Consider the following 15,082-nt stretch of genomic DNA (forward strand, 5'->3'; position numbering starts at 1 on the left):
TGTTGAACAAATCATTAATTTACTCGTTCGATTTCCCCCAAGCAATTCATTACATGCAAAAAATAGAGGTAAAAAGTTATTTAGAGATTCTGGATTTTTCAGATTTAGATCCACAAGAGCAGGCATTGGTGGAAAAAGCAAAGTCTATCAGTCAAGCTGCCTATGCTCCTTATTCTTCTTTTCGAGTGGGAGCGGCAGTTCTTTTAGAAAATGGGAATATGCTTCAATGCAGTAATCAGGAAAATGTCAGCTTCCCCGCAGGAGTTTGTGCCGAGCAACTGGTTTTAGGCTATGCTGGAGCTAATTATCCGCAATCTGCTCCAATTATGATGGCAGTAGTAGCGCAAAGAGCGGGAGAGGATCAGTGGGCGGTAGTTTCTCCATGTGGTATCTGCAGGCAAACGATCAACGAAGTTGAAAACCGGTTTAATCAGGCCATAAAAATGCTTTTTTTGAGAGCTGATGGGAAAATCTACCGCATAGATGGAGTGGAAAATCTGCTTCCTCTTAAATTCAATGATCTGAAAGGCTAGATTTTGAAAAAAAGTATACGATTTGAATATGAGGCTCATTATGTAGTTTCCAAAGAGCCTGATTTTCGGGAAAAGGAAATTTGGTTGCTTTTCCATGGCTACGGGCAATTGGCTGAGTTTTTTATCAGAAAATTCCAGCCCTTTTTTGAGGAAAACCGATTATTTATAGCTCCGGAAGGGACTAATTATGCTTATTTGAAGGATTTTCAAGGTAGAGTTGGAGCCAACTGGATGACTAGGCATGAGCGGGAAAAAGCGATTGAAAATAACCATCGATACCTAGATGAGTTAATGGAGTCATATCTCAGGAAATTTGAAAAGAAGCCAAAGATTAAGATTCTGGGTTTCTCTCAAGGTGCTGCAACTGCTACCAGATGGGCTAGCAGATGGTCGGGTGAGGTGGATACTCTGATATTATGGGCAGGAGGTTTTGCGCATGACATGCAGTTAGAGGATGCAAGAGGTAAATTTTCCCAAACGGACTTGAAAATAGTTTTGGGTACTCAAGACGAACTGATTACTCCGGAAAGCATTGATAAGCAGGAGGAACTGATCAAAATTTTGGGGAAATCGATTGAAAAGATCACATTTGAGGGAGGACATGAACTTGATACAGAAATTTTAAAAATGATGATGAAAGTCAAGTAAATTGTTCCTAGTTTGGCGCATGATTTGTAACATTAAAAAATAATTGATCCAGAATCTGACATTCGTTATTTTTCTGAAAATATTTCAAAACCATCCATGCTTTCGCTTACAGAAAAAGAGGTAGATTTCATTGCTGCCCAATTACTTAAAGGTATGGTCTGTTTTTACCAGATCGACAAAAAGAAAATCCACTTTATGCCTGATGATGAAGATTATTTCAACTATGATCTGACTCCTGACGAAGAGGATATTTTAGACGAGATTGATGCTGAGCCGGATAATTTCGCGGAGTTTACCAAAATGGAAGTTCCTCAAGAGCATCAAGTCATGCAGGATTTCATTGATAGAAGGGTAAAAGAGAGAAATCTTGCCGAGGATTTGGTCAATGCACTGACCAAGCCCAAATCAATGACAGCATTTAAATTTTTGATTGATGAGTCCAAATACAGGGAAGATTGGGCTGAATACCGAAAGTCCAAATATCAGGATTGGGTCAAGGAACAAGTAGATAGTTTCAACTACGCAGAGAATTAAAAGTAGCCGCCAAGATATCTTGGCGGTTTTCTTTTTGCCTGATTTTGAGTAGTTTCATAGGCTCTCAATTATTTTTCTATGGAAACTGAAGCTAAGATTTTCATTCGAAATCAACTGAACCCTGGAGATTTGGGGCAAATAGCCGCCCTGCACGGAAGAATTTATGCGGAGGAACATAATTTTGGTTTGGGTTTCGAAGCCTATGTAATGGACAGCCTTTTGGAGTTTTACCGACAATATGATGCCAACCGCGATAAAGTCTGGGTGGTGGAGTCAGAAGGAAAAATGGTCGGATTTTTACTTTTGATGCATAGACAAGATGAACAGGCCCAACTCCGTTATTTTATCCTGGAAAAAACTTACAGAGGCATGGGTTTGGGAAAAAGATTAATGGAAGAGTGGATGGAATTCTACAAAGAAAAAGGGTACAGAGGAGCTTACCTTTATACTACCTCAGGCTTAGACCCTGCCATTAGTCTATATGAGCGTTATGGTTTCAAAAAAGTTTCTCAAATGAAATCCAGAAATTTTGGGGTTCATCTTTTGGAGATGCTTTATAGGCTTTATCCTTCTTAGGCTATTTTCTTATCTTACCTCCATGAAAAAATTATCCCTGCTACTCCTTATACTGACTTTGTTTTGTTGTCAATTTTCCCTTGCACAAAATTGGGATTGGGGAGGTCCAATGGACCCGCTCCAAAGTAAGTTTAGCATAGTCCATTATGAATTGAGACTAGAACTTTTTCCCGAAAATCAATCCATTGCGGGTTCTAATACCATCACTTTTGATAGTTCTGATAAATTAGATACGCTCCGTTTCCAACTGATTGATGAATACGAAGTATCCAAAGTGATTATGAATGGGGAGGAAGTCACATTTTCCCATCAAAATGATATTTTGGATATTATTCCCATAGACTGCACCTGTGATCAAGTCACAGTACATTATTCAGGAAAAACTCCCATAGCTATCAACCCGCCTTGGACTGGAGGTTTTTCCTGGGAAAAGGACAGACTAGGAAACCATTGGATGGGATTATCTTCTCAAGGAGAAGGAGCAAAAATATTTATGCCGGCATTAGACCACCCCAGTTCTGAGCCCAGTCAAGGAGTTGATCTTTATTTCACTGCGCCAAATCCCTATTTCGTAGCCTCTAATGGTCGTTTATTGGATACCCAAAAAGGACAGGAGAAAACCACCTTTCACTGGGCTACTGAATATCCTATCAATAATTACAATATCAATTTTACTCTGGGAGTTTTTGAAGAAGAAAATTCTATTTTCACCAGTGTATCAGGGAGACAGGTTCCTCTGGTAGTGTATGTTTTGCAGGAAAATAGAAGAAAAGCATCGGCATTACTTCAGGTGTTGGAGGAAAGTGTCAAAACTCATGAGAAGTATTTTGGACCATTTCCATTTCCGGATGATAAAATCGCGGTAGTGGAAACTCCTTATTTGGGGATGGAGCATCAGACCATCAATGCCTATGGGAATAATTTCCAGTTTGTACCTATGGGAAAGGTTCAATATGACTGGCTTTTACATCATGAATTAGGGCATGAGTGGTTTGGAAATAAAGTCTCAGTAGGAGATTGGGCAGACATGTGGATTCATGAAGGCATCACCGCATATGGAGATTGGCTGTTTTATCTGGAGCATGGAGGAGAAGAAGCGTATTTGAAAAAAGTGAAATCAGAGCTTCGAAATATTCCGCATGCCAAGTCGGTACAAAGTCCTCCCAACAGCACGGAAGAAGAGGCCTATCATCCTGAAATTTACACGAAAGGAGCTTATATCATGCACTCACTGAGAGGTTTTCTAGGGGATGAATTATTCTTCCCTATGCTGAAGGCTTTTGCCAATGATGATCGATTTACTTATCAAAATCGAGTTAATTCGGATGATTTTGTAAACTTCGTTTTAGATTACTCTGGAAAAGATCTGCGTGGCTTTTTCGATTTATATTTATTGACAACCTCCCTTCCTGAAGTGGAGGTGAAAAATAAGGGCAAAAAGGGCTGGCAAGTGAGTTTGAAAGGAATTGACTTTGAAATGCTTGTGGAGATTGGAACATCTGAGGGAATGCAAAAGGTGAATCTAGGCTTAAAGCCGGTGCTTATCAAAAGCCAAACTTTACCAGTAATAGATCCAAATTATTGGTTCATGCTAAAGCGTTAAAAAAATGGAGGCCAAAAAAAAGCAAGCTCAGGGATACTATGTCATGATTGGTCTTTTGATGGGCTTTCCTATCGGGATAGCCTTGAGTTTGGCATTAGGAAATTTCGCATTTGTGGGAACAGGTATAGCGGTTGGCTTACCAATTGGAATAGCACTGGAAGAGAAAGCTAAGAAGGAAGGCAGGGTCAGGGAATTAAATCCTGCCGATTTGATTTTGAGGAAAAAACTCCTTCGAGTGACCTTGATTTTACTGACACTTACTGTTTTAGGATTACTGACATTTTTGCTTTTTCGACTGAGCTAAAATTCTAGTAAAGGCTTTTTTCAGATATTTGGGCAGTTTTGGGGACTTAATTGTAACTTATCCATGCCCCTTTAGAATATTTTTCTAATTTTGCCCCAATTTGGACTTAAGTAAAAATTTCTCTTCAACCTCCTTCTCTAATGCCTAAAGACAGTAGTATCAAGCACGTACTCATCATCGGTTCAGGTCCCATCGTCATCGGTCAAGCATGCGAATTCGACTATTCAGGTTCGCAGGCATCCAGATCTCTTCGTGAAGAAGGCATCATTGTCACCTTGATCAATTCTAATCCAGCGACGATTATGACAGATCCGGTGACAGCAGACAACGTGTATTTGCTCCCACTGGAAAAGAAATCCATCAAAAAAATTCTAACAGATCATCCGGACATTGATACGGTATTACCAACTATGGGTGGTCAAACAGCTTTAAACTTGGCCATTGACTGCGAAAAAGCAGGAATATGGAAAAATTTCGGAGTAAGAATGATCGGGGTGGATATCGATGCCATCGATACAGCTGAAAACCGGGAAAAATTCAAGGCTTTGATGGAAAAAATCGGGGTAGGAGTTTGTAGAGGAGCTACTGCCACCTCATTTCTTCAAGGAAAAGAAATCGCACAGGAAATTGGATTTCCTTTAATTATCCGTGCTTCCTATACCCTAGGTGGTGCTGGAGGCGCTTTTGTAGAAAAAGAAGAAGATTTTGAAAGATTACTCAGTGCAGGTTTGCAAGCTTCGCCTGTTCATGAGGTGTTAATAGAGCAAAGTATTTTGGGATGGAAAGAGTATGAGCTAGAGGTCATGCGGGATAACATCGGAAATATGATCGTTATCTGTTCCATCGAAAACTTTGATCCTATGGGTGTGCATACCGGGGATTCAATCACAGTTGCACCGATTCAAACCCTTCCGGATACCGTGTATCAACGCATGAGAAATTATGCGATTACTATGATGAACAGTATCGGGAATTTTGCCGGGGGATGTAATGTACAGTTTGCTGTCAGCCCTGATAATCAAGAAATCATTGGGATAGAGATCAACCCACGAGTATCCAGATCTTCTGCGCTAGCTTCTAAAGCTACCGGGTATCCAATCGCCAAAGTGGCTGCCAAATTGGCTATAGGTTATAATTTGGATGAGTTGCCAAACTCTATAACGGGAACTACTTCGGCATATTTTGAACCATCCATTGACTATGTCATTGTGAAAATTCCTCGTTGGAATTTCGATAAATTCAAAGGATCTGACCGTCGATTGGGACTTTCCATGAAGGCAGTAGGAGAGGTCATGGGAATTGGGAGAAACTTCCAAGAAGCTTTGCAAAAAGCTTGTCAATCCCTAGAGATCAAGAGAAATGGTTTGGGTGCTGATGGAAAAGAATTGAGAGATCAAGCACAGATTTTATACTCCTTGGCTAATCCTAGCTGGAATAGATTGTTTCATGTGTATGATGCATTCAAGTTAGGAATCTCTTTTAGAACCATTCAGGATTTGACCAAAATCGACAAGTGGTTCTTGAAGCAAATAGAAGAATTGATTCACCTGGAAGGTGAAATTGAAAAATATGAGATAGATACCATCCCATTCGAACTGATGGATTTGGCCAAAAAGAAAGGCTATGCTGATAGGCAGATTGCTCATTTGTTGGGTTGCTTGGAAAGTGAAGTCTTCACCAAGCGCTACGAGGAAATGGGGATCAAGCGAGTCTACAAATTAGTAGATACCTGTGCGGCTGAGTTTGAAGCACAAACACCTTACTACTACTCTTCTTTTGGCGATGAAAATGAATCAGTTAGATCGGATAAGAAAAAAGTGGTGGTGCTTGGTTCTGGACCAAACAGAGTAGGCCAAGGGATTGAGTTTGACTACTCTTGCGTTCATGGAGTTTTGGCAGCTAAAGAGTTGGGCTATGAGACTATCATGATCAACTGTAATCCGGAAACAGTTTCGACAGATCCGGATGTAGCAGATAAGCTTTACTTTGAGCCGGTATTCTGGGAGCATATCTATGAGATTATCCTGCACGAAAAGCCTGAAGGGGTAATTGTGCAGTTAGGTGGTCAGACTGCATTGAAATTGGCCGAGAAGCTGGATAAGTATGGAATCAAGATTATCGGTACCAGCTTTGAAGCATTGGATTTGGCGGAAGATAGAGGTCTTTTCTCTACGCTTTTGAAAGAAAACAATGTGCCTTATCCTGAATTTGGAACGATCCACAACACAGATGAAGCGCTTGAGCTTTGCAAAACCATTGGATTCCCATTGTTGGTGAGACCTAGCTACGTATTAGGTGGTCAAGGGATGAAAATCGTGATCAATGAAAAAGAGTTGGAAGAGCATGTGGTAAATGTGCTAAAAGATATTCCAAACAATGAAATTTTGCTGGATCATTTCCTGGAGGGTGCGATTGAAGCTGAGGCCGACGCGATTTGTGATGGAGAAAATGTGTACATCATCGGGATTATGCAGCATATCGAACCTGCAGGTATCCACTCAGGAGATTCTTACGCGGTATTGCCTCCATACAACTTGGGAGATTTGGTAATCCGTCAGATTGAAACGTACACAGAAAAGATTGCCTTGGCCCTTAAAACGGTCGGCTTGATCAATATTCAATTTGCGATCAAAAATGATAAGGTTTATGTGATTGAGGCCAACCCAAGAGCTTCCAGAACCGTACCATTTATCTGTAAAGCCTATCAGGAGCCTTATGTGAATTATGCGACTAAGGTGATGCTTGGGGAGAAAAAAGTGACTGATTTTGAATTCAAACCTACCAAAAAGGGTTATGCAATCAAGGAGCCAGTTTTCTCCTTCCACAAATTCCCGAATGTAAATAAGGAATTGGGTCCAGAAATGAAGTCTACGGGTGAAGCGATTTACTTCATAGATGATTTGATGGATGATTATTTCTTGAAGATATATTCCGAAAGAAATCTCTATCTGAGTAGATAAGGGAAGCAAGAAGGCTGAAAATTTACTGGAATAAGACTTCGATTAAAAGTTAAAAAAGAGAAATTAAGTGAAGTTTATAATCATAGTTTTAGGTATAGGATGGTTGTTGGGTCAATTGATTCGCTACTTCTTGAGGACAAAGCTGGCAAGGTTTGCGGCACATGTTCAGGAGATGGAGCGAGAGCAAAGAAGAGCCCAGCAATCTCAATCAAGTCCTAAAGAAGATATCTCGGTTGATTACATTCCCAAATCTCATGAAGCAAAACGGAAAAAAGATATAGAAGGCGGTGAATACGTCGATTATGAAGAAGTGAAGGAGTAATCCTTCACTTTTTTTATTAAAGGGTGCTTGATTTATTGGGTGAATTATTAAAGTTAACTTGTCATTTTTTCAGACACTGGGCAGAATTATGGGTTTTAATTCTGGCTATTTGTTTGTTACCTGTAGTCATGGAAAATCCTGTTAGGGATTAAAGCTTGGTGGCAATAAGATAATCGGAGACCTCCCTTCACCCTGTAGGGGTGAAAGAAAATATTAATGTTCCATACCTCCGGCATGGAGGGATTTTCTTGGAGAATCCACGGCTACCTAGCTTAATTGCCTACGGTAATTTTGAAGAAAGAGAGATTCATTTTCTTCTGCACCAAAAAAGCTTATACCCAGACAAAGTCTTGGTGCCAATTAAAAAATCTTCCCCTCCATCTTTCACGCCCATTTTCTTTTTCAGGGCATCTGTCCCCATTAGGTAATTTCTGGTAATCACATTCACTTTGCCGGAAGGGAATCGGCTTTTCAGTTCATTTTTCTTGGCAGGGAGTTCTTCAAGTATTTCAAAGACTTTTCCTGGGATATTTTGAGGTAAGTTTTCTGAAGTATATATGTGACTGTTAGAGTCCAGTTTCTTTAGGCCAAAACGTGCTCCGAATAATTTGAAAGCCCCAGCTTTTAATACGCTACTGGAAGGCTCAATCAGGTATTTTTCTGCCTCTCCAAATGAGGATTGGGCAAGTTCTTCTTCTTCCCTTTCAAACTCAAACTCCGGTAAATTTCCGCCCAAATCAATCGCAACCACCTTTTTCTTATGCGAGGTATTATCCTTTTTCCAATGAAGCAAAAGCTCCTTTACTTCATTTTTCACGGAAAGAATGGTGATTTTTTGAATTTCAGGTAGCTCTGACCAAGCCTGACTGAGATCGAGCATAGGGGAATACTTCAAAAGAATTTCATCTGCCTTCTTTTTTAAATCTTCCCAAACCGAAACCAAATCAGGCTGACAATCTTTTAGCTTGTAGAGTTTTTGATTTCCTATACCTCTTCTAGCAGGATCAGCATAGATGAGGTCAAAATGAAGCTCAGTTTTCTCCAAAAATCCCAAACCATCTCCTTCAAAAAAATCAAATTTGTTTTCTAAATCCTTCAAGGGTTCTAATCCTTTGGAGTGTCCCAATAGCTCTAGATTATACTTTGAGATCTGGAAAAGCTCGGGTTGCTTTTCACAATAGATTCCTTTTTCAAAGCCTTGGCTTAAATAATAAAAATCCACTCCAAAACCTCCAGTCAAGTCTATCATCCACTTTCCATTCAGTCCTTCAGCTTTCTTTCTGGCAGTTTCTTCTGATGAGCTTTGTTCCAAGGAAATACTAGGTGGAAAAATGATTTGTGGATTGGACACCCATTCCTGAAGCTTTTTGGAAGCTTTTTGTCTTGCAGCAATTTGTTGAACAGCGGCCTTTAGGTCAAAGCTTGTTTTTCCCTGATATTTTAAAAGTAAAAGTGCAGGATCTTCACTGAGATGATCCTGCACAAATTGTTGGAATTCAGTAGTATGAAACTCGCTAAAGTCCATTTAGACCAATTGATTCTTTACCAAAAAGGAAGCAATCTGGACTGCGTTGGTAGCTGCTCCTTTTCTCAAATTATCAGCCACAATCCACATGTTGAGGGTGTTTGGCTGAGATTCGTCTCTTCTTAATCTTCCTACAAACACTTCATCTTTCTTATGTGCATTGATCGGCATAGGATAGACAAAGTTGGCTGGATCATCCTGTACGATTACTCCCGGAGTTTCATCAAGTAATTTTTTTACCTCGTCCAAATCAAAATCTTTGTTGAACTCCACATTGACGGATTCAGAGTGGCCTCCCATAGTAGGGATTCTGACGGTAGTCGCAGTTACTTGGATGCTGTTGTCACTGAAGATTTTCTTGGTCTCATTGATCATTTTCATCTCCTCTTTGGTGTATCCGTTTGGCTGGAATACATCAATATGAGGAAGTACATTCATGTCAATTTTGTGAGGATAAACCATAGGCGGATTAGCTTCACCTGCGCGCTCTGCCATCATTTGATCTACGGCTGCTTTACCTGTGCCTGTTACAGACTGATAGGTAGAGACCACAATTCTTTTGATCCCATATTGGTGTCTCAAAGGCTCCAATGCTAATACCATCTGAATGGTTGAGCAGTTAGGGTTGGCGATAATCTTGTCTTCTTTGCTCAGTTCTTTCGCATTGATTTCCGGTACCACCAATTTCTTGCTCGGGTCCATTCTCCAGGCTGATGAGTTGTCCACGACGGTAGTTCCTGCTTCAGCAAACTTAGGAGCCCATTCTAGTGAAGTGCTACCGCCCGCTGAAAAAATTGCGATATGTGGTTTGGCAGCTACAGCATCAGCCAAGCCGATGACTGTATGTTTTTTTCCCTTGTATTCAATCTGTTTACCTACTGAGCGCTCGGAAGCGACCAATAGCAATTCGTCGTAATGAAAATTGTGCTCGTCCAGCACTTCTAGAATTTCAGAGCCAACCAGGCCGGTTGCTCCTACCACAGCTAATTTCATCTGTTTATATTTTGATTTTTAGAGGTCAGATGGAATCTCGCACAATTTACAATCATCTCAGTGTGTGTCGCTTGCGTCGTGCTCGATTTCATGATGGTTTGAATAGGTTAATTATTTTCAAGCTGTAAAATTAACAGCTATGCATTCATTTTCAGATTTATACTGAAATTTATTGAATCGATTTGTTGAATTACTTTTTATCAAATTCAGTTTAAAGCGTGCTAAAAGTCTTCAAGTGATAAAAAATCAAAAGCAGAACAGCAGAAAATCTTGAGATTGGTTTTAAAATTTACTCGTCTTCAAATTTTCCTTCTCTCCTCCAACCATAAGGGTTAGTATCCGCAGTGGTAATTTGGGATTCCACTTTTCCTGTTTGTGGGTCTTCTGTAAAAAACATAGCGGAAGATTCCCATCTCAACAGATTTACTTCTGCTTTCAGTTTTTCTTCGTCTCCATCAAAAAGCTTTTTCAACAAGTCTTCCCTGCCGGCAAATTGAATTTGTTTTGTCTTCCCGTTTTTATAATGAATCTGATATTCTCTCATAACCTCTTTTCTTAAAAAACTGCTCCCATCTTGTTTTGTTATGAAATAGGCTGAATCCGAGCATTGGGCTGGCTTTTAAGTTTTTGAAGACGCAAAGCTTTTTATATCCAATAAGGATGATAGTCTGCATTTCTAGAAAGGAACCAAATAGATAATTTCTCTAGACTAAAATTTAAATAATCAACTTTGATTTATTAGATTAGTTTATTGGTTTTAGACTAGAAGGTTTATGGTCAGATTTTTAGATGGACTTTTTCTTTTTGTGCTGCTACTAGTTCAGGCAGCGACTTTAAAAGGAGCTAATCAAAGGGAGGGCTTTGAAGAGGATTTTCAAATTGTAAATCATCCACAAGAATTTATTCCGGGATGGAGTGGAAACGAGCTGAGGTCCAGCTCATCTCGTATTTTTCAATCCAGCCAAGGACGAAATGCTTCCAAGGCCTTGGCAGTTCAGCCAATTTCTACCTTTGACGGGAAAGTTTTTATCCGGCTGAATCCAAATATGTATGAAAACCCGAAGATTCAATTTTGGGCAAAAGCAGTCAGAAATGGATCTGGCACTCGTCCGGCGGAGGCTTTCTATTCATTCGAAAAAAGTTTGGAAAATAATCCTTCTTCTTGGTTTCGATTAGGCTCAGAAAATGAATTTGCCAATGAAGATCAGGAGTTTAGAAAATTTGAAATTCTGCTCCCTGAAGAGTTGAGTGTTGAGCCCGAAATCTTTTTAAAACTGGAAATTCGATTTGGTTCCGGGACTGGATCATGTGCCCGTTTTTTGATGGATGATTTCGAGTTTGGGGATATCGAAGAGGATTTAGAAGCTCCCAGGTTGCTGAATGTTCGGGGATATGACGATAAAACATTAGAACTTTCCTTTTCTGAAAAATTGGATCCTGTTTTTTCGCAAATTCAATTGAATTATCTACTGGATGAAAAGGAGCCAGAGTCAGCTATTCTCAGGCAAGATTCTTTGGTGTATTTAAGCTTCGAGGATACTTTAGTTCACAGGGGCTTATATGATTTGAGAGTCCGGCAAATAGCTGATTTAGAGGGTAATTTTTTAGAAGATACACTGGTCAATTTTACTTTCTTCGATCCTACCAACATTCCATTTAAGACTTTGGTCATCAATGAGCTGATGCCTGCTCCAAGAGATGGTAATGACCTTCCGAATGTAGAATATATAGAATTGCTCCACATCGGTGATTATCCTGTCAGGGTAGAGGGAGTTCAGCTTTCAAATTCTAGAAATACGACTGCTCTTGGTAATTTTTGGTTAGAGCCAGATTCCTACACTATTCTTGCTCCAACCAACCAAGCCAATCAATTTTTGCCTTTTGGGTCGGTAATTCCCGTTTCTTCTTGGCCAACATTACTCAACTCAGGAGATCGAGTTCAATTAAGTGACAGAAACGGAAAAGAAATTGACCAAGTTAGCTATACAGCAGCTTCTTGGAGAGGAACTGAATTCAGTGGGGGAGGATATAGTCTGGAAGTAGTCAATCCATTATTGAAATGCGACCAAAGTCCTTTTCTTCTTCCTTCTATAGCACCCTTCAGAGGGACTCCTGGACAAGAAAATTCGGTTTTCGATTTAAGTCCAGACCTAGTTAAGCCAGAGTTACTTGCATTTGAATTTTTAAATGAGCAGGCTTTGGTTTTGACATTTTCTGAACCCCTGCAAAACCTCTATTTTCCTAACTTTTTGAGTTTTCAAGAAATCATTGAAATAGACTCTGTTGGAATTAATAGCGATGAAGTGACATTGTTTTTTCAAAATCCATTTCCGGAAAATAATCCAGCCACTTTAAAAATTCATGGATTTCAAGATTGTAGCGGGAATGAATTGGAAGAGATTGAAATCAAAATTCTTCGTGCCTCAGAAGCTAAAATCGGAGATGTGATGATCAATGAAGTGCTATTCAACTCCCGGACAGGAAGTCCCAAATTTGTGGAGTTGGTGAATGCTACAAATCGCTATTTGGACCTAAGAGGCTGGAAGCTGGCGAATTTAGATGTGCAAGGAATACTCAATCAAATAAGGGTAATCAGCCAAAGAAGTTTGGTAATTCCTCCCAATGCGCAACTAGCCATAAGTACAGATACGGTTCAGCTTAAATATGACTATCCTTTGTCCGCTATGGGCTTATTTCATCAAGTAAATACTTTGCCTAGTTACCCGATTGCCGGCGGAACAGTAGTATTGCTTGCTCCATCAGATGAGCTAGCAGAGAGCTTTCGGTATAGTGAGAGTTTACATCACCCCTTGCTTAGGGATACGAAGGGAGTTTCATTGGAAAGGATTTCCTTGCAAAGCCCTGCTACAGTGCTTTCCAATTGGCATTCTGCTTCAGGGTCTATGGGCTATGCGACTCCCGGAACGAAGAATTCTCAGTTGATTGAAGAAGAGTTTTTGGGGGATTTAATCCAGGTTGAACCGGAGGTATTTGACCCGGAAGGAAGTAATGGAAACACTTTTACCTCCATCAGGTACGAATTAAATGAGCCAGGCTGGGTGGGAACTTTTAGAATATATGACATGGCTGGTCGGATTGTTGCGATTTTGGGTCAGAATGAAATTTTGGGGACATCAGGCCTGTATTCTTGGACGGGTACCAATTCAAATGGAGGGCGAGTTCGGACTGGATATTATATCCTTGTAGCTGATTTGTTTGATTTAAATGGGAATGTGCGGCAAATCAAAAAGACTATCATAATTGCTGAAAGACTCTAATTTTTTGTAAATGGTTTCTAGATCTGTTTAAAAATCAGTAACTTAGTTCTAATCATCCCCTCAAGCCCATGGAAACCGGAATCATCAATCAGGCTATACAAAAGCTTTGTATTGCCGAAGGAAAAGAAGTAAATGAGGTAATTCAATACCTCAAATTGAAGTATCGGATAGATATTGATCCATTAGTGCTTCAAAAACGAATCGATAAATTAATGAATAAAGGAAAAGCCGTAGCGTAACGGCTTTTTTTATGGCCTCCTGATTTTCGGATCTTTTCATTAATTTTTTCGATCCTATTATTCTAAAATTGTTTTGGTAAAGTTGACTGATTCCAAATTGTATTTTTTGATGATCGGTTTCCTTTTATTTTTTGTAAATCCAAGTGCTCCATGTATTTTAGGGAACTTTTAAAGTTAATTATCGTCCCAGTACTATTACTTAATTTGAATACTATGAGTCAGGAAGAAAAAACAGCTTATTCTCAGGAAGAGCTGAAGGAATTTGAAGAAATCATTCTTCAAAAGTTGGCAGTGGCTAAGGAAGAGCTATCTTCTTTGAAAGAAAGCCTCAGTAAGAAAAATGACAGTGGAACCGATAACACAGCTTCGACATCCAAATTGTTAGAAGATGGTGCGGATACCTTGGAAAGAGAGAGCTTGAGCCAATTGGCAGCCCGTCAGCAGAAATTTATCATCAACTTGGAGAATGCCCTGATTAGAATCAAGAATGGTACTTACGGTGTATGCGTTGATACGGGCAAGCTAATCGCTAAAGAAAGGTTAAAGGCTGTGCCACACACTATGCATTCAATAGAAGCTAAACTGGCTAAAAAATAAGTCTTTGGATTTCCTTCATCGGCATATTGAGGCATTGATATTTTGCAGTCCTTCTCCTTTGGGGAAGGACGAAATTCATAAGTGCCTGAGTGAAATGTTTGAGGCGGATGTGCCTTTGGACCATATTGATCAGGCATTGGCCGAACTTCAGCAGAAGTATAAGCAAGAAGACTTTTCCTTTGCTTTGGAAAAGCTTGGGGGTGGTTATCAGTTTTTAACCAAACCTGCTTACCAGACTTCCATTGCTATTTTACTGAAGCAGCAAAGCCAAAAAAGACTTTCCACGGCCCAAATGGAAACCCTTTCCATTATTGCTTACAAGCAACCAGTGACAAAGGGAGAAATTGAGCAGATTCGTGGTGTGAATTGCGATTATTCTGTTCAAAAACTTTTAGAAAAGGAGCTTGTAGAAATAAAGGGCAAATCTGATCAAATCGGTCGTCCCTTGATCTATGGCACTTCGCCAAAGTTTATGGAATATTTTGGCATCAATTCCATTCAGGAACTACCACAACCCAAGGATTTTTCCCAGCCTGATAATCAAATAGGAGAGGAAAGGGAGTAGGGAAGGATGAAGTTTGAAGTGAGAAGGCTGAAATTTGAAGTCTGAAAAGTAGGTAGAAGGCGGTTTTCAGTAAAGCAGTCTTCAGTTGGCAGTGAGCAGAAGCAGTCTTAAAAGGCTGAATTATAAAGTGAGAATGCTGAAAAGTGTGCAGTTTTCAGTAAGTATAGCATCACTGCGAACCCTTTTGGAAAGCTGAATTCAGAAATCTTAAAACAGATATGGAGTAGTAGGCAGTCAATTTTAGCTTCGGTCCATTAAGCTTCTACAGGAGAAAAACCTTTTGCTTCGCTTTTAGAATTTTTTTACAAAACCACATAGCCACAATAGTTTAGAGAGTTAGGATTCAATTTGATATAAGATCGGTAAGAAAGCTTAATAACCAATAACCAATAACCAATAACCAAT

15 protein-coding genes are annotated in these 15,082 nt (G+C 39.7%); 12 read left to right on the forward strand and 3 right to left on the reverse strand.

The genetic code is table 11. The features are described from left to right. Nucleotides 1-53: 53 nt before the first annotated feature. The 8 genes from FL972_RS14180 to FL972_RS14215 all read left to right on the forward strand — a co-directional run bounded on the left by FL972_RS14180 (nt 54) and on the right by FL972_RS14215 (nt 7,480). Nucleotides 54-533: a cytidine deaminase gene (locus tag FL972_RS14180; RefSeq protein WP_144606255.1), complete on the forward strand. Its 480-nt coding sequence runs from the start codon at nt 54-56 to the stop codon at nt 531-533. Between the two features lie 3 nt (nt 534-536). Continuing rightward, nucleotides 537-1,181: an alpha/beta hydrolase gene (locus FL972_RS14185; protein ID WP_144606257.1), complete on the forward strand. Its 645-nt coding sequence runs from the start codon at nt 537-539 to the stop codon at nt 1,179-1,181. A gap of 96 nt (nt 1,182-1,277) precedes the next feature. After that, nucleotides 1,278-1,715, forward strand: coding sequence for a UPF0158 family protein (locus FL972_RS14190; protein ID WP_144606259.1), 438 nt, complete (start codon nt 1,278-1,280; stop codon nt 1,713-1,715). A 78-nt stretch (nt 1,716-1,793) separates the two neighbouring features. Continuing rightward, nucleotides 1,794-2,291, forward strand: coding sequence for a GNAT family N-acetyltransferase (locus FL972_RS14195; protein WP_144606261.1), 498 nt, complete (start codon nt 1,794-1,796; stop codon nt 2,289-2,291). 22 nt (nt 2,292-2,313) lie between these two features. Further along, on the forward strand, nt 2,314-3,894 hold the full coding sequence (locus tag FL972_RS14200) for a M1 family metallopeptidase (RefSeq protein ID WP_144606263.1): 1,581 nt from the start codon (nt 2,314-2,316) through the stop codon (nt 3,892-3,894). A 4-nt stretch (nt 3,895-3,898) separates the two neighbouring features. Further along, a complete protein-coding gene (locus FL972_RS14205; protein ID WP_144606265.1) occupies nt 3,899-4,198 on the forward strand; it encodes a hypothetical protein in 300 nt (99 codons plus the stop codon). Between the two features lie 140 nt (nt 4,199-4,338). Continuing rightward, nucleotides 4,339-7,158 carry a carbamoyl-phosphate synthase large subunit gene (carB, locus tag FL972_RS14210; RefSeq protein WP_144606267.1) on the forward strand — a complete coding sequence of 940 codons (2,820 nt, stop codon included), beginning with the start codon at nt 4,339-4,341 and terminating at the stop codon, nt 7,156-7,158. 67 nt (nt 7,159-7,225) lie between these two features. Further along, on the forward strand, nt 7,226-7,480 hold the full coding sequence (locus FL972_RS14215; RefSeq protein ID WP_144606269.1) for a DUF4834 family protein: 255 nt from the start codon (nt 7,226-7,228) through the stop codon (nt 7,478-7,480). A gap of 307 nt (nt 7,481-7,787) precedes the next feature. Here the strand turns inward: FL972_RS14215 and FL972_RS14220 are convergent, their stop codons facing one another. From FL972_RS14220 to FL972_RS14230, 3 genes are all read right to left on the reverse strand, one after another. Continuing rightward, the gene (locus tag FL972_RS14220) at nt 7,788-9,005 is read right to left on the reverse strand and encodes a class I SAM-dependent methyltransferase (RefSeq protein WP_144606271.1); all 1,218 of its coding nucleotides are present in this window, start codon (nt 9,003-9,005) and stop codon (nt 7,788-7,790) included. Then, a complete protein-coding gene (locus FL972_RS14225) occupies nt 9,006-9,998 on the reverse strand; it encodes an aspartate-semialdehyde dehydrogenase (protein WP_144606273.1) in 993 nt (330 codons plus the stop codon). Between the two features lie 289 nt (nt 9,999-10,287). Beyond that, nucleotides 10,288-10,542 carry a hypothetical protein gene (locus FL972_RS14230; RefSeq protein WP_144606275.1) on the reverse strand — a complete coding sequence of 85 codons (255 nt, stop codon included), beginning with the start codon at nt 10,540-10,542 and terminating at the stop codon, nt 10,288-10,290. A 229-nt stretch (nt 10,543-10,771) separates the two neighbouring features. On the opposite strand from FL972_RS14230, the gene FL972_RS14235 reads away from it, so the two are divergent. The 4 genes from FL972_RS14235 to scpB all read left to right on the forward strand — a co-directional run bounded on the left by FL972_RS14235 (nt 10,772) and on the right by scpB (nt 14,677). Continuing rightward, nucleotides 10,772-13,276, forward strand: a complete 2,505-nt coding sequence (locus FL972_RS14235; RefSeq protein WP_144606277.1) for a lamin tail domain-containing protein — start codon at nt 10,772-10,774, stop codon at nt 13,274-13,276. 68 nt (nt 13,277-13,344) lie between these two features. Next, nucleotides 13,345-13,515: a hypothetical protein gene (locus FL972_RS19450; RefSeq protein WP_186300121.1), complete on the forward strand. Its 171-nt coding sequence runs from the start codon at nt 13,345-13,347 to the stop codon at nt 13,513-13,515. Nucleotides 13,516-13,728: 213 nt separating this feature from the next. Then, nucleotides 13,729-14,112, forward strand: a complete 384-nt coding sequence (locus tag FL972_RS14240) for a TraR/DksA family transcriptional regulator (protein ID WP_091652554.1) — start codon at nt 13,729-13,731, stop codon at nt 14,110-14,112. A gap of 4 nt (nt 14,113-14,116) precedes the next feature. Further along, nucleotides 14,117-14,677, forward strand: coding sequence for an SMC-Scp complex subunit ScpB (gene scpB / locus FL972_RS14245; RefSeq protein ID WP_144606279.1), 561 nt, complete (start codon nt 14,117-14,119; stop codon nt 14,675-14,677). Nucleotides 14,678-15,082: the final 405 nt, after the last annotated feature.

Origin of the sequence: Algoriphagus algorifonticola (assembly GCF_007655305.1) — a bacterium.
Taxonomy (GTDB): domain Bacteria; phylum Bacteroidota; class Bacteroidia; order Cytophagales; family Cyclobacteriaceae; genus Algoriphagus; species Algoriphagus algorifonticola.